25 protein-coding genes and 2 pseudogenes are annotated in these 26092 nt (G+C 63.4%); 17 read left to right on the top strand and 10 right to left on the bottom strand.

The window, feature by feature from the left end; genetic code table 11:
- The first annotated feature begins 17 nt into the window (after positions 1 to 17).
- Positions 18 to 854: an NAD(P)-dependent oxidoreductase gene (locus tag ACOGXA_RS09350; protein ID WP_419923613.1), complete on the top strand. Its 837-nt coding sequence runs from the start codon at positions 18 to 20 to the stop codon at positions 852 to 854.
- Between the two features lie 39 nt (positions 855 to 893).
- Here the strand turns inward: ACOGXA_RS09350 and ACOGXA_RS09345 are convergent, their stop codons facing one another.
- Positions 894 to 1760 (bottom strand): MaoC/PaaZ C-terminal domain-containing protein, encoded by an 867-nt coding sequence (locus ACOGXA_RS09345; RefSeq protein ID WP_419923612.1) that lies wholly within the window; start codon positions 1758 to 1760, stop codon positions 894 to 896.
- A 76-nt stretch (positions 1761 to 1836) separates the two neighbouring features.
- Here ACOGXA_RS09345 and ACOGXA_RS09340 point away from each other — a divergent pair, with 76 nt between their 5' ends.
- A complete protein-coding gene (locus ACOGXA_RS09340; protein ID WP_419923611.1) occupies positions 1837 to 2535 on the top strand; it encodes a PaaI family thioesterase in 699 nt (232 codons plus the stop codon).
- A gap of 36 nt (positions 2536 to 2571) precedes the next feature.
- Here the strand turns inward: ACOGXA_RS09340 and ACOGXA_RS09335 are convergent, their stop codons facing one another.
- From ACOGXA_RS09335 to ACOGXA_RS09320, 4 genes are all read right to left on the bottom strand, one after another.
- Positions 2572 to 3903, bottom strand: coding sequence for a cytochrome P450 (locus tag ACOGXA_RS09335; protein ID WP_419923610.1), 1332 nt, complete (start codon positions 3901 to 3903; stop codon positions 2572 to 2574).
- 64 nt (positions 3904 to 3967) lie between these two features.
- Complete coding sequence (locus ACOGXA_RS09330; RefSeq protein WP_419923609.1) at positions 3968 to 4894, bottom strand: hypothetical protein; 927 nt, start codon at positions 4892 to 4894, stop codon at positions 3968 to 3970.
- Between the two features lie 669 nt (positions 4895 to 5563).
- A complete protein-coding gene (locus ACOGXA_RS09325; protein ID WP_419923608.1) occupies positions 5564 to 6217 on the bottom strand; it encodes a DUF4389 domain-containing protein in 654 nt (217 codons plus the stop codon).
- A 216-nt stretch (positions 6218 to 6433) separates the two neighbouring features.
- On the bottom strand, positions 6434 to 7708 hold the full coding sequence (locus ACOGXA_RS09320; RefSeq protein ID WP_419923607.1) for a cytochrome P450: 1275 nt from the start codon (positions 7706 to 7708) through the stop codon (positions 6434 to 6436).
- Between the two features lie 175 nt (positions 7709 to 7883).
- Here ACOGXA_RS09320 and ACOGXA_RS09315 point away from each other — a divergent pair, with 175 nt between their 5' ends.
- From ACOGXA_RS09315 to ACOGXA_RS09290, 6 genes are all read left to right on the top strand, one after another.
- Positions 7884 to 10241: a CaiB/BaiF CoA transferase family protein gene (locus ACOGXA_RS09315; RefSeq protein WP_419923606.1), complete on the top strand. Its 2358-nt coding sequence runs from the start codon at positions 7884 to 7886 to the stop codon at positions 10239 to 10241.
- Positions 10242 to 10386: 145 nt separating this feature from the next.
- Positions 10387 to 10752 (top strand): helix-turn-helix transcriptional regulator, encoded by a 366-nt coding sequence (locus ACOGXA_RS09310; protein WP_419923605.1) that lies wholly within the window; start codon positions 10387 to 10389, stop codon positions 10750 to 10752.
- A complete protein-coding gene (locus ACOGXA_RS09305; RefSeq protein ID WP_419923604.1) occupies positions 10745 to 12232 on the top strand; it encodes a HipA domain-containing protein in 1488 nt (495 codons plus the stop codon). The genes ACOGXA_RS09310 and ACOGXA_RS09305 overlap by 8 nt, the downstream gene beginning before the upstream one ends.
- 72 nt (positions 12233 to 12304) lie before the next feature.
- Positions 12305 to 13243: a zinc-dependent alcohol dehydrogenase gene (locus ACOGXA_RS09300; protein WP_419923603.1), complete on the top strand. Its 939-nt coding sequence runs from the start codon at positions 12305 to 12307 to the stop codon at positions 13241 to 13243.
- Between the two features lie 133 nt (positions 13244 to 13376).
- Positions 13377 to 14429: an IS1595 family transposase gene (locus ACOGXA_RS09295; RefSeq protein WP_419923602.1), complete on the top strand. Its 1053-nt coding sequence runs from the start codon at positions 13377 to 13379 to the stop codon at positions 14427 to 14429.
- Positions 14426 to 15226 carry a DNA adenine methylase gene (locus ACOGXA_RS09290; protein ID WP_419923601.1) on the top strand — a complete coding sequence of 267 codons (801 nt, stop codon included), beginning with the start codon at positions 14426 to 14428 and terminating at the stop codon, positions 15224 to 15226. The genes ACOGXA_RS09295 and ACOGXA_RS09290 overlap by 4 nt, the downstream gene beginning before the upstream one ends.
- On the opposite strand, the gene ACOGXA_RS09285 is transcribed toward ACOGXA_RS09290, so the two are convergent.
- Together ACOGXA_RS09285 and ACOGXA_RS09280 are read right to left on the bottom strand one after the other, a co-directional pair.
- Positions 15209 to 15949, bottom strand: a complete 741-nt coding sequence (locus ACOGXA_RS09285; RefSeq protein WP_419923600.1) for a hypothetical protein — start codon at positions 15947 to 15949, stop codon at positions 15209 to 15211. The two genes, ACOGXA_RS09290 and ACOGXA_RS09285, sit on opposite strands and share 18 nt — an antisense overlap.
- A 422-nt stretch (positions 15950 to 16371) precedes the next feature.
- A complete protein-coding gene (locus ACOGXA_RS09280) occupies positions 16372 to 17487 on the bottom strand; it encodes a helix-turn-helix domain-containing protein (RefSeq protein WP_419923599.1) in 1116 nt (371 codons plus the stop codon).
- A gap of 149 nt (positions 17488 to 17636) precedes the next feature.
- On the opposite strand from ACOGXA_RS09280, the gene ACOGXA_RS09275 reads away from it, so the two are divergent.
- The 3 genes from ACOGXA_RS09275 (at position 17637) to ACOGXA_RS09265 (ending at position 19525) form a co-directional block, all read left to right on the top strand.
- The gene (locus tag ACOGXA_RS09275; RefSeq protein ID WP_419923598.1) at positions 17637 to 18689 is read left to right on the top strand and encodes a hypothetical protein; all 1053 of its coding nucleotides are present in this window, start codon (positions 17637 to 17639) and stop codon (positions 18687 to 18689) included.
- Positions 18690 to 18993: 304 nt separating this feature from the next.
- Complete coding sequence (locus ACOGXA_RS09270; protein WP_419923597.1) at positions 18994 to 19320, top strand: transposase; 327 nt, start codon at positions 18994 to 18996, stop codon at positions 19318 to 19320.
- Positions 19256 to 19525: a hypothetical protein gene (locus ACOGXA_RS09265; protein WP_419927055.1), complete on the top strand. Its 270-nt coding sequence runs from the start codon at positions 19256 to 19258 to the stop codon at positions 19523 to 19525. The genes ACOGXA_RS09270 and ACOGXA_RS09265 overlap by 65 nt, the downstream gene beginning before the upstream one ends.
- A gap of 46 nt (positions 19526 to 19571) precedes the next feature.
- Here the strand turns inward: ACOGXA_RS09265 and ACOGXA_RS09260 are convergent.
- Both ACOGXA_RS09260 and ACOGXA_RS09255 read right to left on the bottom strand, forming a co-directional pair.
- Positions 19572 to 20345: pseudogene (locus tag ACOGXA_RS09260) on the bottom strand (IS110 family transposase); the annotation flags it as partial.
- A 269-nt stretch (positions 20346 to 20614) separates the two neighbouring features.
- Positions 20615 to 21885, bottom strand: a pseudogene (locus ACOGXA_RS09255) (IS256 family transposase).
- 238 nt (positions 21886 to 22123) lie between these two features.
- On the opposite strand from ACOGXA_RS09255, the gene ACOGXA_RS09250 reads away from it, so the two are divergent.
- A complete protein-coding gene (locus ACOGXA_RS09250; protein WP_419923596.1) occupies positions 22124 to 22474 on the top strand; it encodes a type II toxin-antitoxin system RelE/ParE family toxin in 351 nt (116 codons plus the stop codon).
- Positions 22467 to 22814 (top strand): helix-turn-helix domain-containing protein, encoded by a 348-nt coding sequence (locus ACOGXA_RS09245; protein ID WP_419923595.1) that lies wholly within the window; start codon positions 22467 to 22469, stop codon positions 22812 to 22814. The genes ACOGXA_RS09250 and ACOGXA_RS09245 overlap by 8 nt, the downstream gene beginning before the upstream one ends.
- Before the next feature lie 82 nt (positions 22815 to 22896).
- Here the strand turns inward: ACOGXA_RS09245 and ACOGXA_RS09240 are convergent, their stop codons facing one another.
- Positions 22897 to 23733, bottom strand: coding sequence for a DNA-methyltransferase (locus ACOGXA_RS09240; protein ID WP_419923594.1), 837 nt, complete (start codon positions 23731 to 23733; stop codon positions 22897 to 22899).
- A gap of 356 nt (positions 23734 to 24089) precedes the next feature.
- Here ACOGXA_RS09240 and ACOGXA_RS09235 point away from each other — a divergent pair, with 356 nt between their 5' ends.
- Genes ACOGXA_RS09235 through ACOGXA_RS09220 form a run of 4 tightly spaced genes read left to right on the top strand, consistent with a single transcriptional unit; the run spans position 24090 to position 26088 of the window.
- Complete coding sequence (locus tag ACOGXA_RS09235) at positions 24090 to 24440, top strand: type II toxin-antitoxin system RelE/ParE family toxin (RefSeq protein ID WP_419923593.1); 351 nt, start codon at positions 24090 to 24092, stop codon at positions 24438 to 24440.
- Positions 24437 to 24802 carry a helix-turn-helix domain-containing protein gene (locus ACOGXA_RS09230; protein WP_419923592.1) on the top strand — a complete coding sequence of 122 codons (366 nt, stop codon included), beginning with the start codon at positions 24437 to 24439 and terminating at the stop codon, positions 24800 to 24802. Before ACOGXA_RS09235 ends, ACOGXA_RS09230 begins: the two co-directional genes overlap by 4 nt.
- Positions 24803 to 24862: 60 nt before the next feature.
- Positions 24863 to 25336, top strand: coding sequence for a cupin domain-containing protein (locus tag ACOGXA_RS09225; protein ID WP_419926963.1), 474 nt, complete (start codon positions 24863 to 24865; stop codon positions 25334 to 25336).
- Positions 25333 to 26088, top strand: coding sequence for an SDR family NAD(P)-dependent oxidoreductase (locus ACOGXA_RS09220; protein WP_419923591.1), 756 nt, complete (start codon positions 25333 to 25335; stop codon positions 26086 to 26088). The genes ACOGXA_RS09225 and ACOGXA_RS09220 overlap by 4 nt, the downstream gene beginning before the upstream one ends.
- Positions 26089 to 26092 lie beyond the last annotated feature (4 nt).

The following is a 26092-nucleotide window of genomic DNA, read 5'->3' as shown; positions in this document are numbered from 1 at the left end:
CAGGAGGCAGATCAGCAATGACCCGACTGGGAATAATCGGACTGGGCGACATGGGCGGCGCCATCGCCGAGGGCGTACTGGCCGGCGAGTGGGATGACGACGTGGTTGTGGTGGGCTACGACATCTCCGAGGAGGCCATGGCCCGGTTTGCCGAATTGGGGGGCACCCCAGCGGGCTCGGCGGGGGAGTTGGCCCGACAGGTGGATGTGGTGGCGGTGGTGGTGATCGATGATGCCCAGGTTGGCCAGGTGTGCATGGGCGACGACGGGGCCATCGCCGGGGCCGCCGAGTCGGGCGCGCTGGTGGCCATCCACTCCACCGTGTTGCCCGCCACCGTGATCGAGTTGGCCGCCAGGGCGGCCGAAGTCGGTGTGACGGTGATCGACGCCCCGGTCACCGGCGGAGCCGCGGCGGCCAAAAGCCGGGATCTGGTGGTGTTCTGCGGGGGCGATGAAGTCCACACCGAGCGCGGTCGACCTCACTTTGAGCGCTATGGCGGCTTGGTGGTCAACGTCGGACCGCTGGGGGCCGGGCTTCAGGCGAAGGTGGTCCGCAACCTCATCAGCTACGCCGAATTTGCCGTGGCCTACGAGGCCATCGCGTTGGCCGCAGCCGCCGGAGTGGATCTGAAAGCGTTCGCCGACATCGTGAGCTATTCCGACCGCAACATCGGGCCCCACATGGGCGTCTTCAGTCGTCCGATCGTCTATCCGCCCCCGGCGTTCGGCGGTAGCTTCACCCGCATCGCCCACAAAGACCTGGGCGGCGCGCTCGCTTTGGGCGAGCAGCTAGGCGTCGACTTGCCCATCACCGCGCTGGTCGATCAGCACATCGACGCCGCTTTCGGCGAATAGCCGCGGCGCTGCTCTTGGTATTGGGCTATCGCCCTACGATTATTCGTAGGCCACAGTTCCAGCGTCGAGCACCACCCGATCGCCCACCCGGGTCTGGAACCGGGCCGACCCGCCACCTTCGTCCCAGATGTGGACGTCGAGGGTCTCGCCGGGCAGCACCGGGGAGGAGAATCGCCCGTGCATGGCCTTGAAACGGGCTGGATCGCTGTCGCACAGGGTGTGGAGCAACGCCCGACCGGTGAAGCCGTAAGTACACAGGCCGTGCAGGATCGGGGTGTCGAATCCACCGGCCGCGGCGAACGACGGGTCGGAGTGCAGCGGGTTGCGGTCGCCGTTCAGACGGTACAAAAGCGCCTGATCGGAGCGGGTGGCGTAGGTGACAACATGGTCGGCACCGCGCTCGGGCACTTTCGACGGGCCGGACGGCCCCCGGTCGCCTCCCCAGCCGCCTTCGCCCCGGATGAACAGGGAGGTGGTAGTGGTGAACAGGGGCTGGTCGTCGGCGGTGTCGGTGGCATTGCTCTCTAGCACCACCAATGCGGCCTTGCCCTTGTCGTAGATGCCGGTGATGCGGCTCACCGAGCTGACCGTGGCCTCCACCGGCAGCGGCTTGTGGAGGGCGAATCCCTGCTCACCGTGAACCAGAAGAGCCGGGTTGTAGGTGCCGATCTTGGCCATCGGGCTGTCGGGACCGGCGCCCACGCCGCCGCCCAGCACCACGCACATGGTGGGCAGGGCCTTCTGCTCGACGCCCTTGGTGTTCTCGGTGGTGTACTCCAGCTCAAAGCCGGTTGGGTCGGTCACGCCGGCGCCGACGCCCAGCGCGTAGAGAAGGGCGTCCTTCGAGCGCCAACTGGAGGTATGCGCGGCGCTCTCAGCGCCGACGGCAGTGGGGTCGAGGGGCATGGGGGCTCCTAGGGGGGTATGGGTACTTGGACGCCTGGTTGCGCCGTGATGCTGTTTGCACCATACCGTTGCCGTCGTGGCCCATATCAATCAGCCGGACGGCCCATTCCAGCCCATCGACCATCCGGCGGTGGCCGGTCGGGAGCGGGAGCTGAGGTCACTGGCCGACGCGGTGCGCCGACTGGTGGCCGCCACCGCCACCAACATGGCGTCGCCCGCCGAGACCGCCGCTTTGGCCGCAGAGGCCCATGGGTTGGCCGACCGCCTCGAAGCCCATGTTCCCGCCGAGCCTCCTCCCCGCTACGGCCCCGACATCCCCCGCTTCGAGGGACCGCCCATAACCCACAAGCGGGCGCCTTTCGACCTGGTTACCGGCATTTACAACCCCGCCGCGCTGCCCGTGGAGATGGTGGTGGACAACGATGCCGACCCTCCGGTGTCCAGGGGACGAGCAGTGTTCACCACCGTCTATGAGGGTCCGCCCGGCTGCGTCCACGGGGCTGCCATCGCGTCGGCGTTCGACATGGTGTTCACCAGCGCCTGCTCGGCCAGCAACGCCAGCGGTCCCACCATGATGCTGTCGGTGCAATATCGCAGGCCCACGCTGTTGGGGGTGGAGACTGTTTTCGAGGGGTGGGTGGAGAAATTCGACGGCGAGATCACCGAGGTCAAAGGCCAAGCACGGCAAAACGACCATGTCACCGCCCGAGCCGATGGCGTATTCCGCCACCTCGACCTCGACGACATCCGCAGGCTCTCCGAACAAGGCAGCTAACGAGAAACGGCCTAGCCGGCGCGGCCCAATGGCGGTCTAAGCCGATGCGCCCACCATCCTCGTCGGTGTGAACTCGGCGGGCAGGTGCTTGATGCCGTGGATGAAACCCGACGAGAGCGGTACGGGCTCGCCGGTGGCGTGGATGTCGCCGATGCGACTGAACAGCTCTCCGAACATCACCTTGATCTGCCTCCGGGCCAGGTGGGCGCCGAGACAGAAATGCGGGCCCGGACCGCCGAAGCCGATATGGGGATTCGGGTCGCGCAATACATTGAATTCGTCGGGGTTGTCGAATACCGAATCATCCCGGTTGGCGCAAATGTAACTCATTGCCACCATGTCGCCTTCGTCGATCTTTTGACCTTCGAGTTCGGTGTCGCAAAGAGCGGTGCGGCGCATATAGGAAACGGGGCTGGCCAACCTGACTATCTCTTCCACCGCGCTGGCGGCCACCCCGTCGAAATCCTCTGTCCAAATGCGTCGTTGGTCGGGATAGTCGGTGAGGTAAACCAGTCCCCAGCTGGTGGAGTTCCGGGTGGTCTCGTTGCCGGCCACCACCAATAGGACGAAAAAGCTGGCCAACTCGGCACGGGTGAGCCGTTCGCCGTCTACTTCGGCGTTGACGAGAATGCTGGTCAAATCGCCAGTGTCCACTCCCACCTTCGACTCGGCCACCTCGTCCATCAGCTCGGTCAGGGCCGCGCCGGCCTCGAGAATGGCGGTGACCAGGTCGGTCGCCTCGGGCACGTACTCTTCATCGGCTGCTCCGAGGATCACGTTCGTTTGGTCGAACACGAAGTCGTGCTCGGATGCAGGGATTCCCATGAGGTCGCACACGATCCGAAGCGGCAGCCGGGCCGCGACATCAGTGACAAAGTCGCATTTGCCCTGCTCGCACACTTCGTCCACGATGAGCTTGGCCTGTTCATGGATCGAGTTCTCCAGACGGTCGAGCATCCGGGGGGTGAAGCCCGCCGACACGAGCCGCCTCAGGCGGGCATGGCGGGGATCGTCCATGGCGATGATCGAGTTGAAGTATTCGTTGAACTCCGGCGGGAAGTCGTTGATGGTTACCCCCGATGAAGAGGAGAAGACCTGCGGGTTGCGCGACACCTCGAGGATCGTCGCATGCCGGGTTACGAGCCATGCGCCCGGGGTTCGGACACTTTCCAGCTCGCCGGTGAATTCGAACCCGGGATAGAAGGTGAGCGGCCGGGGGCAAACCTGCTTCAGATTGGCATCCACCACTTTTCGGTCACGTCTCCAAAAGGCGTTGTGCAGCGGGTTGGCGGGGTCTGCCTCCGTTGCCGGCGGCGGTTTGGCGACAGTATTGGCAACGGTTTCGGAATCGGGCGTGACGGCGACCATGGAAGCAATCTAGTGGTTCCAAGACGGATTGGGTTCCGGTGGAGCAGCCTTTGCCCCGAGAGTTCTATTGGAAGGATACGAATACTGGGGTGGGGGTGAGTTCCAGTACTTGTTCTGGGGTGGCGTTGGGGTGGTCTTCGTCATAGAAGTTCTTCCAGCCCCAGTGGAACTGGCCGGCGTCGGACAGGCTGGTCAGGGAGTTCCAGGAGGCGTACTTGGCCCTCATGGAGCCTTGGCCGTCCATTTGGATCAGCACCGCCAATTCGGGGGGAGTGTCGATGAGCTTGCGGTTGGTGATCATGGAGGTTTGGAATTGGTGGACGATCAGCAGCTTCTGGGGGAGGGCGTTCTCGCGGACGACGCCGGCCAGCCAGTACACAACCTGGTTGACCTCAGCCGCGTCCACGGTGCCGACTTGGCCCAGGTGGACCTGGTGGGGCTTGAGCCTCCACTCCGGATCGAGCGCTAGTCCGACATGGGGCAGGCGGAGGAACTCCTCGTAGACCTTCGCCTGCGCCAAGAAGTCGGTTCGCCCCGGCTGGAGGTCGAGCACCACGTACATGTCGTTGGCCGCCGCGGTCTCTACCCAGGGCCGGATGGCATCCCGAGCGGTCATGGCCGAATAGTCGCCGTCGGCGCCGGCGCCGGCCGACGCAACCGTGGCAATGATCTCGAAGGTGGGCAACACCACCGAACCGTCGGCGCGGTATCCGAGAGCAGCGGATTGGAGGCGCTTGACACCTCCAATGGGACCCTGTTCTCCCAGCACGCCGAGGCCCGATGTGGATGGATGCCCGTATAGGGCCACCAACCGGCGGTCAAAGCCTGAGTCGAACATGAGCAAGCCGCCCCCGGGAATCTGGTGTCCCCGGCGAATCGCCTCCAATTGCCAGCTTGCGCTTTCGCCGAGGCCCGGGTCCACTTCCACCTCAGTGGCGCTGAAGATCGCTTCCCGGGCCGCGGGGGGGAGGGCTCGGAGGTCGCCGGGCACAACTATCACCCGCTCTCCGGCTTGGTGGCCGAGGGCCGTCGAATTCGAGGCCGGTTCCCCATCCGCGACAAGCCAAACGCGATATTGCGCCGCCTCTGGAGGTGGGGATGCCACAGGTTCCACTGCGACCTGCTCGGAGTTGGCATAGGCCAGGGCAGCCCGGGAGGCGGCAGACGAAGAAGTTGTGCCGATGTGGTTCCCAGTTACGTCTTCGACTGGGAGGGACGCGTAAGTGCTCGTCGATGCTGTGCCGACCGGGAGGCACGACGATGCGGCCGCAGCTAGCGCGACAGCACCGACGAGCCGGGCTGCACGGCAACCGGCCCTGCTCTGGGAATCGGGGGTTTTCGTACCCCTCAGGCGTCCCAAACCCCAAGGGTTGGGACGAGGGCGAATAGGCAACTAGGGCTCCTTGATATACCACCAGGCATTGGCGCCAATACAGCGCAATGCCTGCCTTGATATCCGCGTGCCCTAGTCCAAACCCGACTCGACGGATCAGAACCCCTACATGGCGGCAGCCCACATGCTAGCCAAGCAACCGCCCTCTCGGGTAATTTGCGAGATCTCGACCGCCCGATCGGCATTCGGCTCGAACGGGCCAAATGAGCAGCCCCGTCGGAATGAACCGCCCAGCCATATGGGCTGGGAGCGCTGAACTGATGAGCCTTACTTCAGCGAGAAGGGGGGATAGCGGTCGGTGATTAGCAGCCACATGTAGGCCCAAACCCGCAGCCCCCAGCGGTTTACGCCGACCACGAAGTCGAAGAGACTGCGCGGGTAGCGGCCGGTGAAGATGATCGCGAACCACGCGATCACAACGCTCAGTATGGCTCCGATGCCCAGGATGGCCAGAACGATGTAGTGCGGGATGGCCAGAATCCATTTGACCAGGGGCAGCCAGCGATTGAGGTCGCGGGACGCGTCGGGGTAGTCCAAGTCGAGGCGGACGGCCTGTTCCTCATCGGTTGAGGGGTATTCCTCTCGCAGTAGCCCCAAGTAGGCCCCCACACGGGTGGTGAATCTCGTGAGTTCGAAGTTCCAGTCGAACCACCACCGCGGATACTTGCGGCGGAACAGGAGCATCAGCAGTGTGGGCAGGAACAGAGCGCCCCCGACCAGCCCCCGCCAGCTCTCGCTATCGTCCAGCCCGATGCCGCCGATCTGGCCGGTGACCAGTCCGGCCACGATCGCGATGGGGATGATAAGCACGATGCGAAACAGCGTCTTCACCCGGTTGAGGCCCGATTCGGGGTACTCGATGTCCAACCGCGCCGGGTAACCGGATTCGGTTCCGCCTGCCATCTCTTGTGTATCTGACATGTCTGCCTCCTAGAGAACTCGCCTGCCGAGGACGATCCTCCGCCCGATCTCAGCGGGCCGCCCGAAGCTGGCAGTGATCGTAACAGGCAGAGCGCAACACGGCCGCGAGAAAGCTGTGAGCCAACGCCCGGTGAGAACAGCCCCGATACAGGTGCTCGCACTTGCCGGCTGCGGATAGGGAGTCGGGGGTTCCCCAAGGGATCCCCGCGGGGCGGACTAGACCAGCGTTGAAAGGTTCTGGTCGGGGGCGGGGCCGGGGTTGGCCTTCTTGCCTGGGGTCCAGGCCACGGGGAGGTGCTTGACGCCGCCGATGAAGTTGGAGCGCAGCCACTCGGGCTCGCCCACCCGGTGGATGTCGGGCATGCGCTCGATGATCTCCTGGAAGATCAGGCGCAGCTCCATCTTGGCCAAGTTGGCACCCAGGCAATAGTGGGCCCCGCCTCCGCCGAAGGCGATCTGCTCGTTGGGTGTGCGGTTCACGTCGAAGGTGAACGGCTCGTCGAACACCTCCTCGTCCCGGTTGGCCGAGACGTGCCACATGACAACCTTGTCGCCTTTGTCGATGTGCTGGCCCCTTATCTCGGTGTCGGTGGTGGCGGTTCGGCGGAAGTGCAGCACCGGGGTGGCCCAGCGGAGGATCTCGTCGATGTGGGTGTCGGTCACCCCATCGGAGGAGCTCTTGATGATGTCGAACTGCTCGGGGTGGTCCATCAGCGCCAGCATCCCGTGGGCGGTGGCGTTGCGGGTGGTTTCGTTGCCGGCCACGGTGAGCAGCAGCATGAACATGTCGAACTCCAGCTCGCTCAACTTGTCGCCGTCGATCTCGGCGTTGATGAGCTTGGTTACGATGTCGTCGCGGGGGTTCACCGCCCGATCCTTGGCCAGCTGGTTGGTGTAGGCGTACAGCTCCATGGCGGCAACCGTGCCCTCATCGCTTTTTTCGGCGTATTCGGGGTCGTCGATGCCGATCAGTCGGTTGGACCACTCGAAGAGCATCATGCGGTCTTCCTGGGGTACGCCCATTATCTCGGCGATGGCCTGGAGGGGCAGTTCAGAGGCGATGTCCACAACGAAATCAGCCTCGCCCTTCTCGATCACGTTGTCCACGATCAGGACGGCTCGGTGCCGCAAGTACTGTTCGATCAGGCCGATCATGCGCGGAGTGAAGCCCTTGTTCACCAGCCTCCGATAGCGAGTGTGCTTGGGAGGGTCGGTGGTGAGCATCATCACGCCGCGGGTGTCCATAGCCCCCTCGTCGGTGCGGTTCTCATAGTCGGGGATGGAGGTGCCGCCTATCTCCGAGGAGTAGCGCTCGGCGTCGCGGTTCACGTCCACCAGATCGGCATGCTTGACCACGTTCCAGAACGCCGCTCCATTGGGGTCTTGGTGAAGCATGACGGGCTCCTGCTCCCTCAGCACCTTGAACATCTCATGGTGCTCTTGGCGCACAAATCGGTCGGGGTCGAGCAAGTTGACTTCGGTGAGCTTCACGGTGACTTTCCTTTGCTGCTATCGCTTGTCGGGTGTGGGCCAGTGTACGGGAACCTCGGATGCGACAATATATCGGGGTGCCAAACGACCGAGTTGCGGTGGGAAAGCGATGAATGCGGGACCAAACCAGGGTGTAGATAGGGCCCAAGGCGATAGCGCGAGCGAGGGCGTTCTCATGCAGGCATCAGCTCTGGCCGGATTCCGGGTGGTGGACTTCTCCACCGGGGTGCCCGGCCCCTATGTCACCAAGCTCTTGGCCGACGCCGGGGCCGACGTGGTCAAAGTCGAGGGGCCTGAAGGCGATCCGGTTCGCCGCTGGTCGGCCACCAGGGCCGACTTCGAGGGCGACAGCGCACTGTTCCAGCTGCTCAATGCCGCCAAGCGCGGCGTTGTCGGCCAGCCGGGCGATCCCGAGATCGAGGAGTTGGTAGCCACCGCCGACGCCGTGGTGGAGTCGTTCCCAGCCGGCTCGGGCATCGGTCGGGCCTGGGCCGAGCGGCATCGGCACCTTGTGGTGCTGTCGGTAACGCCCTATGGGCAGGACGGGCCGCTGGCCCAGCATCCGTCTACGGAGTACACCGTACAGGCACAGTGCGGGGCCATCGCCTGTCGGGGGCGGCCCGACCAGCCCCCGATCCACGCCGGAGGGGCCATCGCCGAGTGGACCGCGGGGGCCTACGCCGGCCCCGCGTTGCTGTCGGCAATGCTGCGGGCTCGGCGCACCGGGCGCGGCGAGCACATCGATTTGGCGGTGGCCGACGTGATGGGCATCGCCGCCACCACGTTCAGCGATCTCGCCCACTCCATGAGAGGCGGAGGCCACGACTTCGACCGGGTGGCCCGGTCGGTGGAGGCACCCTCGATCGAGCCCGCCCTCGACGGCTGGGTGGGGTTCAACACCAACACCGCCCTGCAATACCAGGGCTTTGTGCTGATGATCGAGCGTCCCGACCTGATCGACACCGAGTGGAGCCAGATCGGGGAGCGGGCCAATCGGTTGGACGAGTGGAATGCCATGGTCCGTCCGTGGACCTCCCGCCACACCGTGGCCGAGATCATCAAGGCGGCCTCCGACCTGCGGGTGCCGGTGGCCGAAGTGAACGACGGTCGCAGCGTGCTCGACAATGAGCAGTTCGCCGCTCGGGGGGCATTTGTGAGCAACCCCGGTGGGTTCCTCCAGCCCCGGCCGCCCTATCTGATGGACGACGACGGCGAGCGGCGCCCGGCCACGCCCGCGCCCCGGCTGGGCGAGCACACCGGCACGGTGGAGTCTCGCCCTCAGCCCGTGCCGTCGTCTCCCGGTGCCGACCCTGATCTGCCGCTGGCCGGCATCAAGGTGGTGGACCTGACCAGTTGGTGGGCCGGGCCGTCGGCCACCGGAACGCTGGCCATGCTGGGCGCCGATGTGGTTCACATCGAGTCCACCGGCCACCCCGACGGGATGCGCATGACCGGGTTCATGTTCGGCGCCGAGGACTGGTGGGAGTGGGGGTCGATGTTCGTGGCCATCAACCACAACAAGCGGGACCTGACGCTCGACTTGGACACCGAGGCGGGCATGGACCTGCTGTGGCGGCTCATCGGGGAGGCCGACGTGATTGTGGAGAACTTCTCCCCCCGGGTGGTGGAGAAGTGGGGCCTCAGTTGGGAGGCCGTCTCAGCCCGCAATCCCCGGGCGGTGTTCACCCGGATGCCCGCGTTCGGGCTGAGCGGGCCGTGGCGGGATCGGGTGGGGTTCGCCCAGACCATGGAGCAGCTCACCGGCATGGCCTGGGTCACCGGGCATCCCTACGACCAGCCCCGCATCATGCGAGGCCCGTGCGACCCCATCGCCGGGATGCACGGCGCATATGCCGCGATATTGGGCTTGGCGGTGCGGGAGCGCACCGGGCGAGGGGTGTTTGTGGAGTCCACCATGGTGGAGGCCGCGCTGAACTGCGCGGCCGAGCAGATCGTGGAGTACACCGCCTACGGCAACGTGATGGAGCGGGCCGGCAACCGGAGCCCTTACGCCGCACCACAGGGGCTGTATCCCTGCCGGGGCTATGAGCAATGGCTGGCGTTGGCCGTGGCCACCGACGAGCAGTGGCAGGCGCTGGTGGAGGTGCTGGGGTCTCCCGAGTGGGCCGACCGGCCGGAGTATGCCACCGACGACGGCCGCCGGATGGGCCACGACGCCATCGACGAGGGGCTATATGCCTGGGCTGCCCAGCAGGACCTGGATGAGGCCGTAGCCCGGCTGGTGGGAGGGGGTGTTCCTGCCGCCCCGGCGTGGGATCCCCGCCTCCAGCACGAGAATCCCCAACACGCCCATCGGGGCCTGTTCGAGATGGTCGAGCATCCCGCGGTGGGCACCCACCCCATGCCGGGCATGCCCTATCGGTTCGCCTCGGTGGACCGCTGGATTACCTCGCCGTCGCCCACCCTGGGCCAGCACAACCACGAGATTCTGGGCGAGCTGGGCCTGCCGGGCGACGAGATTGCTGCCCTCGAGGCCAACGGCGTCATCGGCACCCGTCCCAAAGGGCTCTGATCCTGGCCTGCTCCGCCGGCCGCAGGGAAAGCGCTGCCTGCGACCACTCTGAATGTAGCCGTCTGTGGACATCAGGGCTGTTGTAAACGTTTCTATTCAAAATTGTTGTTATTGTATTTTGAATAGGAACATATACAGTGATGTCATGCGCAGACACTCCCAACTCCGGTCGCCCGGCCAAATCGGACGCATTCTCCGCGAGCGCCGCGCGGAGTTAGGATTTTCCCAGGACGAGGTCGCTCGTCGGGCCGGGGTATCGCGTCCATGGCTGAGCGCGGTGGAGAACGGCAAGACGTCTTCGCAGATCAATGAACTGTTACGCCTTGCCCATGCCCTGGGACTCGCCTGGGAACTGGCTCCTCGGAGGATGACCTCGATCGAGCAGGCAGAAGCCCAGCGCAGGGCCGCGTTCGCCCAAGCTGGGGCAGCGGTGGCGAAGAAGACCCGTTCACGCAGGCGACAACGACGGTCTGAGCAATACACCGCACCTGAAGGGATGCCCATTGGTTGAAAGCGATGAATTGGCCGTGCTCTTGCACGACGTGGAGATCGGACGACTATTTCGCGCCATAGACGGTGCTGGGTTTGCCTACAACAGCAATTACATGGATGAGGGAGAGGTCCCGCTGTCGCTGTCTATGCCGCTACGCGGCGAACCGCCCAGCACGGCAAAGGCAACTGCCTGGATGAAGGGACTGTTGCCCGACAATCCCGACACTCGGGAGATCATGCGCCGCGAGACGGGGGCGCGCTCGTCGGAACCGTTCGACCTGCTGGCAACCCGAGCAGGGCACGACTGCGCGGGAGCGGTCCAATTCTGCCACCCCGAGGAGATCAGCAGCCTTAGCGGGCGGGGGCGGGCGGTGGCATGGCTGTCGAGTGGTGAGATGGCAGAGATTATGGACCTGCTTGTAGCCGGACGTGCGCTCCCCAATAGCCTGCCGGGAACCAGGGAGTTCACTTTGGCGGGATTCCAGTCGAAGATCGCTCTTTGCTGGGACGCGGAGAAGGGTTGGGGGATGCCGCTGCGGGGACAGCCGAGCACCCACATCCTGAAGCCGACCATCCCTCGGGCTTATCTGCCCGACCAGGCCGTCGTGGAGCACCTGACCCAGAGGGCCGCAGACGCACTGGGCATCGCGTCGGCATTCACCGAGATCGAGGAATTCGGAGACGTCGTCGCGATCGTCGTCACCCGGTTCGACCGCCGACAGTCCGAGGGCTGTATCGCCCGTCTCCACCAGGAGGACATGTGCCAGGCGATGGGCTTGCCGCCCGAACTGCGCCGCGAGGCAGCCAATGGTCCGAGTCCTCAGCAGATTGCCAACCTCATCTGGGCCAACAGCCGACAAGCCAACCATGATGTGGAGCAGTTCTTCATGGCGCTTGCCTACAACTGGGTGATCGTCGGTACTGATGCCCACGCCAAGAACTACGGGATGCTGCTGGACGATACTGGTGCGGCACTGGCCCCGATGTACGACATGTGTGCATGGCTGCCATTCGAGCGGGACGGCTTCAATGAGTGGGATTCTGTGGAGATGATGATGCGCATCGGCCACGACTTCACGGTCGGCGCGGCGTCGGGAGAACGGGCGTGGGCCGAAATGGGCGAGCGGATGGGACTGGATGGAGACGAAGCCGTGGACATCGTTCTAGACATCGCCGACGACGTGGCCGCGGCGTTCGATGAGGCAGCCCGACAACTCCCTTCGGAGTTCCGCCGGCTGGCCACCGTTCAGCGGCTGTTGGACCGAGTGGAGGACAGGGGCCGGCAGTGCGGATTGCAGGTAGGCGAGGGCGGCACGGACGCGGGACCAGGCGAATGGAGAGATGAGGATCGCGGCAACCTGACCGAATCGACTGTATCACCGGCTTCGCCAACCGCGCTGAGCGAGTGTGGGCGTATCGTGGAGCACTCTGGAGAGCCTTGCCGCCTGCTGCAAGGCCATGAAGGGGCTTGCAGCAGCACGAGCCGAGCGGGTTGGTGAGCGCGGGTCGTTCAATATGGCCGTCGATGCGGTCAACCCGCTATCGGGAGGTATTAGTGGGATGATGACGTGATGAGAGCAGTGCGATGTGTCGACGGCCGGCCTACGACGGTTGAGGTAGCGGCCCCCGAAGGCGAGGGAGTGCGCATCAAGATGGCCTCGGCGGGGGTGTGCGGCTCCGATCTGCACATGCTCGAGTTGGGGATGCTCAACACCTTCACCATTGGCCACGAGTTCGCCGGCTGGCTGGACGACGGCCGCCCAGTGGCCATCGAGCCCATCCACGGCTGTGGCACCTGCGAGATCTGCCTGGCCGGCGACTACAACCGCTGCCCCATCACCCTGACCGACATCGCCGGCATCTCCCGGGATGGGGGAATGGCCGACGAGGTGCTCATGTGGCCCGAGGCCATCGTTCCTCTGCCGTCGGGGGCGGATGCCCGGGACGCCTGCCTGGTGGAGCCGCTGGGCATCGCGGTACACGGTTTCCGCTTGGCCGGATTGCGGGGCGACATGCGGGTGGCCGTCATCGGCGGGGGTGCTGTGGGCCAGACCGCTCTGGCCGTGTCCCGCTTGGCCGGGTGCGATACCGCAATCTCAGCCCGCCACGACGCCCAAAAGGAGGCCGCCGAGCGCTTGGGGGCCTCCCCTCTGACCGATGAGCCCTACGACATCGTGGTGGAAGCTGCTGGTACCGCGTCAGCTCTGGCCGACGCCGCCAAGAAGTGCCGCCCCGGCGGCAAAATCGTCATCCTCGGCAGCTACTGGGAACCGGTGGAGCTGCCCGGTATAGAGCTGAGCATGAAGGAGATAACCGTGGTGCCCTCCTCAATGTACGGCCGCTACGGCCCCACCCGCGACATGGATGTTGCCGCCGCCGCCCTTGCCCAGATCCCCAGGCTCCCCGACGCCGTAATCACCCACCGCTTCCCCCTAGACGCCCCCGCCGAAGCCTTCGCCACCGCGGCCAACCGCGCCTCCGGCGCCATCAAGGTGGTGCTTGAGCCGTAGTGATGCTTGGACTCTAGACCTGGGGCATTTGCCACTCAGCGTGGATGGTGCAGGCTAAGAGATTGATTTGGGACTTATATCCGGTCTTAGCCACAGCGGGAACACCCAAAAATAGTTTAGAAATATATGATATATGCTGATAATAAACTGTCACGCCTGCCGGTACGATATGAGCATGGAGTACCTGACATCGGAGAAGTCGAAGAGCCACAGAGCGCCGGGGAGAGCCGAGCGCAGCGGCATCACCGTCATGGACGCGGTGCAGATGTTCGACACCGAGGACAAGGCCGAGGCGTGGTTCGTGGCCCAGCGCTGGCCGGGCGGCATGTACTGTCCGCACTGCGGATCTAAGAGCGTCGCGGACGTGAAGAACCGCAAGCCCCAGCCGTGGCGCCGCGGGGACTGCCGCAAGCACTTCTCTGTGAAGACCTGGACGATGATGGATTCAAGCAACATTCCCCTGTCGAAGTGGGCCATGTGCGTCTACCTGTACAGCACGAATCTCAATGGGGTTTCGTCTATGAAGCTGCACAGGGATTTGGGGATCGGCCAGAAGGCGGCGTGGTACATGGCAAATAGGATCAGACAGGCGCGGGATCAGCGCGAAGAGCCGTTTGTAGGCCCGGTTGAGGGGGATGAGACATTCGTGGGCGGCGAGGAGGCCAACAAGCACGAGTCGAAGAAGCTCCGTGCAGGGCGCGGGTCAGTCGGAAAGACAGCGGTGGTCGGTGTCAAGGACCGCGAGACGGGCAGGGTTCACGCCGAAGTGGTGGAGCACGCCGACGCTCCCACTCTGACCGGCATTGTCTCCGACAGCGCCGAGGAAGGGGCTACGGTGTTCACCGACGAGTGGAAGGGCTACAGGCCGTTGGGGAAAATGGGATTCGATCACGGCAAGGTGCAGCACTCCGTCGGCCAGTGGGTTGACGGCCAGGCCCATACGAACGGGATTGAGTCGTTCTGGTCGATGCTGAAACGCGGGTACCACGGCACGTACCACCAGATGTCGAGAGAACACCTTAACCGCTATGTGGCCGAGTTCCGGGGAAGGCACAACCAGCGCCCGCTTGACGCGCTGGCGCAGATGTCGGAGATGGTCCGGGGCGGCGACGGCAAGCAGACCACCTATGGGGAGTTGATCGCTGGTGGCGTTCGCGCCAACAAGATGAGGGGGGTGGCGGCGTGAGCGCCCTAAGGCTGGTCGAACCTGTCGCCAAGCGAAGCGCCGTACTGCGTTATCCGGGGTCGAAGTGGTCCATAGCGGTCAAGATTGTCTCCTGTTTCGGGGAGCATTACCACTATTTAGAGCCGTACTTCGGGAGCGGCGCTGTGTTCTTCACGAAGCCGGAATCTCCCCACGAGATCGTGAACGACTCGAACGGACTGGTGGTCAACTTCTTCCGAGTTCTGCGGGACCGCACCGATGATCTTTGCTGGGCGCTGGATGCGACTCCGTGGGCGCGCGATGAGTACGACGAGTCCGATGCAGTCACAGGTGATTGTCTTGAAGATGCTAGGCGGTTCGTGGTCAGGATTTGGCAAGCCCACGCCAGCGACTTGGCCAAGAAAACCGGCTGGAAGAACCGTGGTTCAAGGCAGCGTGCGCGCGGCATGTCGGATCGCTGGCAGCGAGTCCCCAACGAGCTAGCGGATGTGGCACTGAGATTGAAGAACGCCGAGATAGAGAACCGTCCAGCGTTGGATGTCATGCGGCGCTTCAATGCCGAAGACTGCCTGATCTACGCTGATCCTCCCTATCTGCCGTCAACCCGCACTCAGAAGATGTACGGCCAGGAGATGACCGAGGAAGAGCACAAGGAAATGCTTGAAGTGCTGTTGGGCCACGAAGGACCGGCGGTGCTCAGCGGATATGACAACGATCTCTACAACGATGTCCTGTCGGATTGGGAGAGGGTGTCGGTGAAGCCGCCGAAGGTGGAGAAGGCCGCTGTCAGGACAGAGATGCTATGGGTGAAGCGATGACCACTTTCCTGGGAAGTACTCTTCCACTTTCTCCAAGATGGTCTTCACCGGGGGAGTTTCCAGCGCGAATCTCGCTGACGACCACTCGGTCCATTCCAACGGCGGGTAGTACTTCAACTGCCCTCCCGATCCTTGGAAAAGCTGCCAGAGCCGATGGCGGCGACCCCCGTGTTGGATATATCCGGCCACTGTGCTCGGACCCTTGCCCTCACTGCACCACTCAACGTCGGCGTATGGATCGGCAATCACCAAGCTCAGCGGATAGCAGTGAAGCTGGAACTCTCTCCACTTGCTGTCGTGCGAGAGAACGAGATAGCGGCTGCTGGCGAGATCGAATTGCCGTGACTCCCGCTGGTGCCAGTTCGACACCAGTTCCACGACCGCTGGCCCTGCGTACTCAGGCTCAGTTCGCCAGTCCACTCCCAGGCTGTCGAACTCGTCTTGGAACGTCTTGTGCGCGTTGGATAACTCCATGAAGCCCGCCGTCTTCTTTTCGGTTGACATCTTGCACGAGATTCCGAACGGAAGCCCGTCCGGTGTCGGCACGACGACATCGAATATCGCCTTGCTCTCGGCGCTGTCTCCCCCGCACACGAGAGCCGTGACCCTCTCGAAGTCGCGGTAGTCCGGCATGTATTCCTCTATCGACTTCACGAACTGCCCGCTCCCGTCGCGGAACGTGCTGAGCGCCAAGCGCATGTTCTCGATCTCGAAAACAGTCATAGGGCGGTCTTTGATAGGCTGCGAGCGGCCTGGAACCGAGTCCATAAGGTGCCCTCATACTGGCACACAGCGGTATCGGCGTAGCGGACCTGCGTTTGGTTCGCCATGAGCCGCAGGAAGCTCCCGCCGAAGATAGACGCTCCCCGGAGCAGACAGCAGCGGCCATGTTCCGCTCTGACCTGCCAGAGCGGGACGAGCGCGCTCACGAGTGTTCATCGTGCTGCGTTGAACTCGCCTACCCCGACACGCTCCATAACGACGGACTGTGCTGTGACTGTCGTGGATGACAGTGCTCGGTTAAAACCGGATATAAGTCCCTTCTGATTGATGGCACCACCCGCTCCCGTCCCAACTTCACTCTAAATGCCAGTCATGAGTGGCTGAGCAGCAACTCATGACTGCGCCTCTGGGCAATTGAATGCTTACAACTCGATGATGGGTCGCTCGTCTACGGACGTCTCAAGAAGGTCGAGTATGTCGTCAAGGGGAAGGTGGGCATAGTTCACAAGTGATTCGACAGATACGCCAGCCTCAATCTCAGCTCTTCGCACCGAGCGTTCTAAGAGGATAGGGGCCTCTGGTGCTCCCATCTCGCGATCTCCAGGCTCTTGTGTACGCCATCCTTTGGAGGACATGTATCGCATGGCCGACTGGTAGGTGTCCGTGGAAATCATGCGTAGTGTGCGAGCCCGAAATAGCAGTGCGGCCATCGACATGCCCCAAGTGCGCTTTGCTTCGGCCAACTGCGACCAACCAGCGGCATCCAGCCGGGAAGGTAGTTCTATGCGAGCGCTATCTTCGGGAAGTAGAAAGGACGAGGCAAACTCCTGAGCTTGACGCTCCACCTCCTTTGTCCCTGGCTCCACCGGTTGATGCATGACGAGATGTCCTAACTCGTGACTGGCATCAAGCCTTGAGCGAACATAGTTGTCGTGCTTGTCATCTGTCAGGAAAACGAGAGGCCGGTGCCCAACCCGAGTAGAAAAGGCGTCGACGGCGGTGTTGCCCAGGGTAAGCCGAGCCACTGCGACTCCATGACGCTCCAGTTCCCGCACAACATGGGGGATTGGGTCGCTACCCAATTCCCACAATTGTCGAATATGCCTAGCAGAGTGCTCGATCTCGTCCCTCCCGGCATCCAGTGCACAGGGGAGGCTAGGTACTGATACCTCGGGGAGTCTGACAAATTGTTCCAATGCTGCGATGAAGTTGCTAAGGATCAGAGCTTGGGCTCCTGCCCGCCGGCGGTCCCTTGCGCTGGTAGAGCGGAGGTCACGAAAGTACGTGGCCGATTGGTTTTCTGAAGGCCACTGGGCCATGAAGAAAGACTGCGGTACATTGAGTGTGGCGGAGAGTTGTTTGACCACGGTATCGGAGGGCCTGAATTTGCCGGCTTCGATCTGACTGAGCGCAGGCGAAGAGATGGAGCCACCCAACTCGGCCACAACTTGCTGCTGTGTGAGCCCGCGAAGATCACGCGCCAGTCGGATGCGGCTTGGAATCACTGGGGTGGCCGGGGGGTCCGGATCGGTGCTCAACCTGTCTCCTCGAATGCAGTAGTTGTGGAAGAATGTAGCCTCTATTCGCAGAAACGACAATAAATTAAGTAATAAACGCTGATTTCGTTGAATGTATAATCGACCCCATGATACCCTGCGGGCGTACCGAGCGATAGCAAGATCATCTGATGGGAAGTCCAATGGATCATTGCACTCACAACATTCCAGAAACGAAGAAGGGCATCGGCCCCTGCCGCATTGAGGCCGAGGTCAAGAAGCGTAACGGTAAGCCCAACTGGTGGTGTCGCACACACGGACTTGAGGCAGCAGGGCCGGACGGTGCTCCTCTCGATCGTTGCTCGGGGGCATGGTTCGACCCCGTTCCTGACGAAATGCAGATCGACATCGATCTCTTGGTAGGCGAGGTGGCGGTCTGGGGCGAATTAACCCCTGCTATCGCAATTGGGAAGATTCCCGACCAGCCTGGTGGCGTGCATGTCCATCGTCGCCAGAATGCCGCTAGCGCGAAGGACATTGATAGCTCTTATGACATCGTCGCAGTGCGCAGGGGTGGAGTCACTGAGACGATCGAAGGGATGGCGGCCCGGGCTTTTGCCATTAGCGAACTGACCCAGCAGGAGGTGCAGCCCCTTACATGCCCTCACTGTGACGAGGTGCATATTGACGAACTGAAGTTTGCAACTCAACCCCACCGCAAACATCTCTGTAACTCCTGCGGCAGAAATTTCCGCCGGACGCCATCAATCTCGAATCCGTTAGGTGGTCTCCAGGCCCGCCTTGGCCTGCCAGAACCACCGCCAGCTCAACAAGTCGATCGTCGGCTTGACATCTCATCTCAAGATCATGCAGGTCTCGCTCTTTGGCCCTCCAACAAAGCCATCTTCTCAACGATGACCCGCCCCGAAGACAAGGGCATCCATGTGCATGCCTGGTCTGACGCATGCGAGATGGTGATTGACGAGACCTACTCTCCGGTCGTTCTTGACGGAGAGATCATCGACGAGCAAGCGTTTCGAATGTTGGCTGTTCAACGGGCTCTTTCGGCTGACGGGAGTATCCCCATTGTAGCCATGGCCTGCATTGGGTGCGGCCACTCGATCCTAAGCCCGACCGAGGGCTGGATTGAACCCTCTACTCGGCATGCCTGCAATGCCTGTGGAACTGAGAACCGCACCCGTCGAAAGTCGTTTCTAAACCCTCTCGCCCATAAGCATGTCTAGAGATCAGGTGGGGACAGCGCCTGTGGGCACATTCACTTCTTTCTCGGATGGCCAGGCTTAAGGGGCAAGTATCGATGGTAAGGGACTAAGGGGCCACGCGGATAGGCGCTGACCTGCGGAAACATCTGAACCCCGGACTACGGCTTCAGTTCCTTGACCTGCGGTCTTGCTGGGGCCCATCGCGGTCCGAACGAAATCCACCGAGATCCGTGTCGCCTATCCGCGCAGCCTCTAAGCCTGAATCACCTGAGGTTCCCCCCCCCCCCCCCCCTTTTTGTGGAGAGGTGCTCTATAAGGAGGAGCTATGTCTAGACCACGAAGAAGCTTTGGCCGGGAGTTCCGGGATGGGGCTGTTCGGATCGTCCGGGAGACCGGTCGTCCGGTCACGGTGGCCCACATTGCCCGGGAGCTCGGTATCAACGAGGGCACGCTCGGGAACTGGGTGCGCCGAGACCAGGCCGAACTGGCCCGGCTCCGCAAGCGGGTCGCCGAGCTGGAAATGGAGCGTGATGTGCTCAAACGATCCGCAATCGTTTGGGTCGCGAGGGGGTCTGTCGGAGGCTCCCTTGTCAAGCGGCGTGTGCGAGGGGTTGTTTTCGGGTTTGTTCGTCGCGCCGCATTCGGCGTATGACGCGGTTGGCGAGGTGGCGTTTGTGGGCTCGGCGGGCTTCTCGTCGGGTTTTGCCTTCTGTGGCTTTGCGGGCGAGGTAGGCGGCGGCTTGGGGATGGCTGCGCTGTTGGGTGACCGACGCGATGTGCAGCACGCTGTTGACGCGCCGGTTGCCCCTGAAGTCGAGCCGGTGCTTGATTGGGTTGCCTGTGCCTTCGTCCGATGAGAGCGCGACGGTGCCGGTGCCGCACCAGCGGGCGAATTCGGGGCTCGCTGCCGAACCGGTGGGGGTCTCCGACCTCGCACACCAGGGTGGCGGCTGAGATGGGGCCGATGCCCGGTTCGTCGCGCAGGGTCGTGCCGTGGCGGTCGAGCAGGTCGTCGATGAGCCGTTCCAATCGGCGGATCTCGCGGCGCGCGGCTCGGTCTTGGTCGATGAAGTTCTGGAGCCATTTGAGCCGGTGCGCGCCTGCGGGGGTCGTGCATGTGTCGGGGTCGATGTGTTCGAGGCGGCGCAGCCGGCCTTCGATCTTGCCGCCGGTGTCGAGCTGGTCGCGGACCTCGGTGGGGAGCTTGGAGATCTGGTCGGCGACGTGGTGCAGCATGAGTGTTATGGCTGCTACCAGGGCTCGGCGGTGCTCGAGCACCGCCTCGATCTCGGCCACCAGCGGGTCGTAGGCCTCCAGCGCCTGGACGGGCCCGAGGGTGGGCTCGGCCAACAGCGCGCGGGCCGAGGCGACCGCGTCGACGGCGTCGGTCTTTTCCAGACGCCGCGAGCGGCGCTGGGCCGCTGAGCGCGACGCGGGCACCTCGCGTGCGTCGAACCCGGCCGCCGACAGAGCGATCGCGATGTGGGCCCCCCACTTCGCAGAGCCCTCGACCCCGACCTGGCGGACGGCGTGAGAGTCGAGCAAATCGATCGCCTCGCCGTAGCCGGCCGCGGAGTTCGAGAAAGTCTCACAGACGGCCTCGACGCCGTGGCGGTCGACGATGCCGACGGTGAATGTGTCTTGGTGGGGGTCGATTCCCCCGACTGGTGGTGTCATGCTGTTCTCCTGCTGGAATCGATGCTCCGGTGGTCCGGGAACGGCAGGGGCGCTTCGTCACAACCGAGTCGAGATGATCAGGCTCCCTTCAAGACAAAAGCGCTCCTGCCGGCCCCACACCCGACGCGACACGTCTGACAACAGGCACAAGGCCAGAATTCTGAGGAGTCAACGCCGAGCGCAGGACCGGACCGTAACCCCCCGGCTGGAGGCCCCGGCAGACCCAACAGTGACACTCGGATTTTTTGTGTATGCGGGCGTGATGGTTTTCATTTGATGTGGTCGGCGATCCGGTCGCCGTAGTGGACGGTCAGCGTGTTCAGTATGGCTTTCCAGCCGTTGGTCTTGCCGGTGAGGTTGTCGCGGCCTTTGCGCTTGGCGGTGGCGACAAGGTAGAGGATCTTCATGGCGGCCTGCTCGTTGGGGAAGTGCCCTCGGTGGCGCACCGCTCTTCGGAACCTGGCGTTGAGGCTGTCTGCGGCGTTGGTGGTATAGACCACCCGGCGCAGCTTTGCGGGGAACTCCAAAAACGGTGTGAACTCGTCCCAGGACTGTCGCCAGGACCGGATCATGGCCGGGTAGGTGCCTTCCCAGTCTTGGGCGAAGGCCTCGAAGAGCGCCTCGGCGGCCCCGACGGTGGGGGCGGTGTAGATGGCCCGCATGGACTTGGTGATCGGGCCCCAGTGCGTCTTGGAGGCGTATCTGAGGCTGTTTCGCACCATGTGCACCACGCAGGTCTGCACCGTCGCATCAGGCCAGGTCATGCGGATCGACTCGGGCAGGCCTCTTAGCCCGTCGCAGCGCACGATCAACGCGTCGGCCAGGCCCCAGTTGCGGAGCTCGCCCAGCATCGCCGCCCACTGCTTGGCGCCCTCGCCGCCGGTGGGGCCCAGCCACAGGCCCAAGACGTCGCGTTCTCCTTGGAGATCGACGCCGATGGCGACATAGACGGGCCGGTTCGCGACCTGCGAGTCGCGGACCTTGACCACTATCGCGTCGATCAGCAGAACCGGGTACACCGCGTCGAGGGGCCGGTTCTGCCACACAGCCATGTCGGAGACGATCTCGTCGGTGATCTTCGAGATCGTCTCCCTGCTCACCGATGTGTCGTAGATCTCCTCGAGGTGCGCCTGGATCTCGCCGGTGGTGAGCCCGGTGGCGTACAGCGAGATCACGTTGCCCGACAGGCCGTCCAAGCGGCGCTGGTGCTCAGGCGCCCGTGACGGGCTCGAAGGTACCCGCCCGGTCGCGCGGCACCGCCAGATCGATCTGGCCGATCTCGGTGGTGACCCGCTTGGGCGACGAGCCGTTGCGCGAGTTCCCCGACCCGCGGCCCTCCGGGGCACAGCGCTCATAGCCCAAATGGTCGGCCATCCCGGCCCTCCAACCCGGTCTGGAGGACCTGGCGGACCAGCCCCGTCAACAAACCGCCGTCGCCGGTCAGCTCCACGCCATCGGCGCGGGCCCGCTCCACCAACAGCTCGGCCCAGTCCTGCATCGCCGCCTCACCGGCGGCCCCGCCCGCCGGCACAGCCGGCATATCCTGATCACCCACAGACATGATCCTTCCCGGCCCACAGCACCCGGCCGCGGACCCTCAGATCACACCCGACACACAAAATTCCGACAGACCCACCTCACCTCACCTCACCGTCTTTAGGGTGGCTACATGTGTGAAGCGGTCAAGAGACGGGTGCCCGATGTGTGCCTTGGCAATTTGGGGTGCGAAAGGGCTAGGGCAGGGCAGCGTGGCCCCGAGCAGATATAGCGAGTATGCTATGTCGGCGTGGGAGGTAGAGCTTGAGCCGGAAGTCCGGGATTGGTACTGGGCCCTTGATGAGGAGTTCCAGGGAAGGGTCGATTTCCGCATTGATCAGCTGGCGGACAAGGGATCGCTGTTGGGTGAGCCGCTTTCTCGGCAGCTTCATGGGAAGTTGCGGGAATTGCGCTTTTATCTGGGTGGTCGGCCTACTCGGATCACTTACTGGATCGCGCCAGGTCGCAGGATCATCTTGTTGACTGTGTTCGCGAAGAGTCGACGCCGGGAACGCCGCCAGGTTGAGCGGGCAAAGAGGGCGATGGAACGCTGCATGGCAGAAGGGCACAGGGTGGAGGATGGCGATGGGTGAGCGGGTTTCGTGGAAGGATGTGAGGGGCCTGAGGTCGGAAGAGGCAGATAGGGCCTATGAGGACGAGGCCCGGATCAGCGAGTTCCAGGGGTTGGTCTACCGGCTGCGCACCGAGGCGGGATTGACCCAGGCGGAGCTGGCTGAGCGCATGGGAACCACCCAGTCGGCGGTGGCGCGGATGGAAGGGGGCGGGACTCGGCCGACGCTGGAGACTCTCGAAAAGCTGGCTGTGGCAGTAGACCAAGAGCTGGTAGTGGGCTTTGGCGAAGACCTGAGACGGAACCGCTCGATTGCCAAGCTTGTGGTTGATGGCCACGCGGTCATTCGCCCGGTTGCTTGAGGAGCAGTGGTATAGGTCGAAGACCCGGCGCGTCGCTTCCGGTTCCCCCTCGATGCCGCCGCTGATTGGTCGTATGGCTGGTTCACTCGGCTACTCGGCGCTCGATTAGATCGGCGTAGGTGGGGTTCAACTCGATTCCTACCCAGTTGCGGCCGAGTTCCTGGGCGGCAAGCAGGGTGGTGCCAGAGCCGGCGTAGGGATCGAGGACGGTGTCGCCCGGCTGGCTCGTGATCTGGATGCAGCGGCGAGCCAGAGTAATCGGCATGACGGCTGGGTGGTCTTCGACGCCGCCAGCGTGTCTTTTTCGGGGTTCGGTGTTGATGTCCCACATGGTTCGGAGCCGGCGGCCGTTGGGGCCTTTTACCGCGGCTGTGTCGTAGTAGTAGTCCTGGTTCTTGGAGAGCAAGAACACCGTCTCATGAGATTTCGTTGGGCGGTCGGAGACAGACTCGGGGTGGGCGTTGGGCTTGTACCAGATGACTTCTGAGCGCAGCCACCAGCCGGCACCCTGGAGGGCGAATGCTAACCGCCATGGAACGCCGATCAGGTCTTTCGGCTTCAAGCCCTCTGGAGTGGGAGGCCGAACCGCCATAGCCCGAGCCCGATTCTTGCGGTCAGGCGCCCGATATCTGCGATTTCCCGAGGTATAGGAGTCGCCCACGTTCAGCCATACCGTGCCATCGTCGGTCAGCACCCTGCGCACCTGGTCGAACGCCATGACGATGCTCTTGACATATTCCCCCAAGGCATCGTCGCGCCCGATCTGCCCCTCGGCCGAGTAATCCCGCAGCGACCAGTAAGGCGGCGATGTCACCACCGTCTGCACACACCCATCTGGGAGCAATCCCAAGGCTTCGATCGCTGGGCCGCACACCAACAGGGGGCCACTCAGCTCATCCAGCGGCCCATCAACCCCCACATCCAGTTGAGCATGCAGACCTAGCTGGAGATTTGGCGGAATGGCAGCGGATTCGTTTCCAGGAAGAGGAATCTGGTGACCCTCAGTGCCCTCGGAGTTGCCTACTGAGCCCACAACACGACCCTACTTCCGGGCAGTGACAAATTCGGGGAATCCTGGAAGCCGCTTAGCAACCGCCCGCAGATGTGCGGAAGCCCCGGCTCCCGTCCTAGTCGACCCTCTCTCTGTAGGTCCTCGGCCTGGCACTCTGGGGCTTACGTCTACTCACTGGACCAGTACCAGTGGACACGTTCATTTTTCTGGGATGACATCCAAAACTACTTGAAACTCATATGATCTGCAAGTAATGTTCCCTGGTGTGGAGAATACAGGTCACCGGCCACTTCGAGGTCTGGTGGAATTCGCTCTCGGACAAAGACCAGGATCGGCTTCGAGGTGCCTTGGGGGTGCTGTCGCAGCGGGGTCCGGGGATGGGGCGCCCACTCGTCGAGACGCTGTCTGCCAGCCGTTACCCGAATATGAAGGAACTGCGTGTTGGGACCATGCGCGTCCTGTTTGCTTTCAACCCATTGCGACATGCAGTACTGCTTCTCGGCGGGAACAAGCGCGGCCGATGGAATCTTTGGTACAGGCAGGCGATTCCCAGGGCAGATGATCTCTATAACGAGCACTTGAACGAACTTCGAAACCAAGGACTAATCCCATGAACACCAAGGACTTCGATGAACTAGCCGCACCAATTGACTCTGATCCTGTCCGACGCTCCAGATCTGAGGGGTTCAAGCAGAAGGTTGAGGCGAAGCTCTTCGCCTTTCATCTGGCAGAGTTGCGCCGTGAGCTCGGCGTCAATCAGGTTGATCTGGCCGAAGGGCTAGGTATCACCCAGGGTGGGGTTTCGAGGCTGGAGCGGTCAGCTGATCCCAAGCTGTCCACTTTGTGCAAGCTCACCTCTGCTCTCGGTGGGACGCTCAGCATCGAAATCAGTGTTGGCGACCGCTCGGTCAATTTCACCTACCCATCGTTGCCGGAGTCGTCTTCTCTCGAAGGGCGAGATCGCACAAGAAGTTAGACGGTCTCGGTTCCTACTGCGAGAAGGTCTGATTAGTTGGAAAGCTAAGGTCGGTGAGTGATGGGGCGGCAGGAGGGTTTAGCGGGGCTCAACGGTGCTGAAGTAGTGGCCATGCTGGGGTTGGAGCCGCTGGCGGAAGAAGGGGGGATGTGGCGGGAGGTTTGGCGGGATGAGCGGAGCACGGCCATCTATTTCTTGATTCAGCCGGGGGACTTTTCAGCTATGCATCGGTTGGATCGGCCGGAGCTGTGGCACTACTACTGCGGGGCGGGGGTGAAGATGCTGTTACTGGGGCCAGATGGAGCGGTGGATAGGCCGGTGCTGGGTGTTGACCTAGCGGCGGGGGAGCGGCCTTGTGTGGTGGTCCCGGCTCATACCTGGATGGGGGCTTCGACTCGGGGTGAGTGGTCGCTGGTGGGGACCACGATGGCGCCGCCCTATCACCACGAAGGCTTCGAGTTGGGCGACGCCGACCAGCTCATCGAGCAGTATCCAGGGGCGGCAGCGGAGATTGCTGGACTGGTGCGGTCGTGACGGCATTGCCTGCTGACTTGTTGGACCTCACCGGCAAGGTAGTGGTGGTCACCGGTGCGGGCGGAGGTATTGGGGCAGGCATCGTTCGGCGCATGGCCGCGGACGGGGCCTCGGTGGTGGCCCACACTCGGTCGTCGGCGGTTGACCTGAGTGGGGGAGAGGCGATTGAGGTGCGTGCCGACCTCACTGCTGAAGATGGCCCTGCGACGGTAGTGAGCGCGGCCCGAGAGCACTTCGGCCGCATCGACGCGCTGGTCAACAACGCCGGGATCCAGCCGGTGGCTCCGTTCACCGAGCTCGACGACCAGCAGTGGGCCGAGATGATCGACACCAACCTCACCGCGGTGCATCGGTTGACCCGGGCGGCGGCCTCGGCCATGGCGGACCAGGGGACCGGCGGATCCATCGTCCACGTCGCCTCGATTGAGGCCCGCCACCCCACTCCGGTTCACGGCCACTACGCCACCGCCAAGGCTGGTCTGGTGATGCACGCCAAAGCCGCCGCTCTGGCCTGGGGCCCGCATGGCATCAGGGCCAACTCGGTGTCGCCGGGGCTGATCAACCGCCCGGGATTGGCCGAAGACTGGCCAGAGGGCGTGGGCCGCTGGATGGCCGCCGTCCCGCTGGGGAGGATGGGTACCCCCGAAGATGTCGGCGACGCCTGTGTGTTCTTGTGCTCCGATCTGGCCCGGTGGATCACCGGCGCCGACCTGGTGGTGGACGGCGGCATTCTCACCAACCCCACCTGGTGACCGG

This window comes from Candidatus Poriferisocius sp. (assembly GCF_965208475.1).
Taxonomy (GTDB): Bacteria; Actinomycetota; Acidimicrobiia; order Acidimicrobiales; family Bin134; genus Poriferisocius.
Note: the sequence above shows the minus strand (reverse complement) of the source record. Positions and strands in the feature narration are given on the sequence as shown.

What these genes read in the sequence shown, in the direction of transcription:
- ACOGXA_RS09230 (WP_419923592.1), top strand. Translation starts at nt 24,437, where the DNA reads ATGAACACCAAGGACTTCGATGAACTAGCCGCACCAATTGACTCTGAT.
- ACOGXA_RS09345 (WP_419923612.1), bottom strand. Translation starts at nt 1,760, where the DNA reads ATGCCCCTCGACCCCACTGCCGTCGGCGCTGAGAGCGCCGCGCATACC.
- ACOGXA_RS09325 (WP_419923608.1), bottom strand. Translation starts at nt 6,217, where the DNA reads ATGTCAGATACACAAGAGATGGCAGGCGGAACCGAATCCGGTTACCCG.
- ACOGXA_RS09245 (WP_419923595.1), top strand. Translation starts at nt 22,467, where the DNA reads ATGGGTGAGCGGGTTTCGTGGAAGGATGTGAGGGGCCTGAGGTCGGAA.
- ACOGXA_RS09310 (WP_419923605.1), top strand. Translation starts at nt 10,387, where the DNA reads ATGCGCAGACACTCCCAACTCCGGTCGCCCGGCCAAATCGGACGCATT.
- ACOGXA_RS09285 (WP_419923600.1), bottom strand. Translation starts at nt 15,949, where the DNA reads ATGACTGTTTTCGAGATCGAGAACATGCGCTTGGCGCTCAGCACGTTC.
- ACOGXA_RS09225 (WP_419926963.1), top strand. Translation starts at nt 24,863, where the DNA reads ATGGGGCGGCAGGAGGGTTTAGCGGGGCTCAACGGTGCTGAAGTAGTG.
- ACOGXA_RS09295 (WP_419923602.1), top strand. Translation starts at nt 13,377, where the DNA reads ATGCTGATAATAAACTGTCACGCCTGCCGGTACGATATGAGCATGGAG.
- ACOGXA_RS09250 (WP_419923596.1), top strand. Translation starts at nt 22,124, where the DNA reads ATGTCGGCGTGGGAGGTAGAGCTTGAGCCGGAAGTCCGGGATTGGTAC.
- ACOGXA_RS09350 (WP_419923613.1), top strand. Translation starts at nt 18, where the DNA reads ATGACCCGACTGGGAATAATCGGACTGGGCGACATGGGCGGCGCCATC.
- ACOGXA_RS09335 (WP_419923610.1), bottom strand. Translation starts at nt 3,903, where the DNA reads ATGGTCGCCGTCACGCCCGATTCCGAAACCGTTGCCAATACTGTCGCC.
- ACOGXA_RS09315 (WP_419923606.1), top strand. Translation starts at nt 7,884, where the DNA reads ATGCAGGCATCAGCTCTGGCCGGATTCCGGGTGGTGGACTTCTCCACC.
- ACOGXA_RS09270 (WP_419923597.1), top strand. Translation starts at nt 18,994, where the DNA reads ATGTCTAGACCACGAAGAAGCTTTGGCCGGGAGTTCCGGGATGGGGCT.
- ACOGXA_RS09275 (WP_419923598.1), top strand. Translation starts at nt 17,637, where the DNA reads ATGGGAAGTCCAATGGATCATTGCACTCACAACATTCCAGAAACGAAG.
- ACOGXA_RS09300 (WP_419923603.1), top strand. Translation starts at nt 12,305, where the DNA reads ATGAGAGCAGTGCGATGTGTCGACGGCCGGCCTACGACGGTTGAGGTA.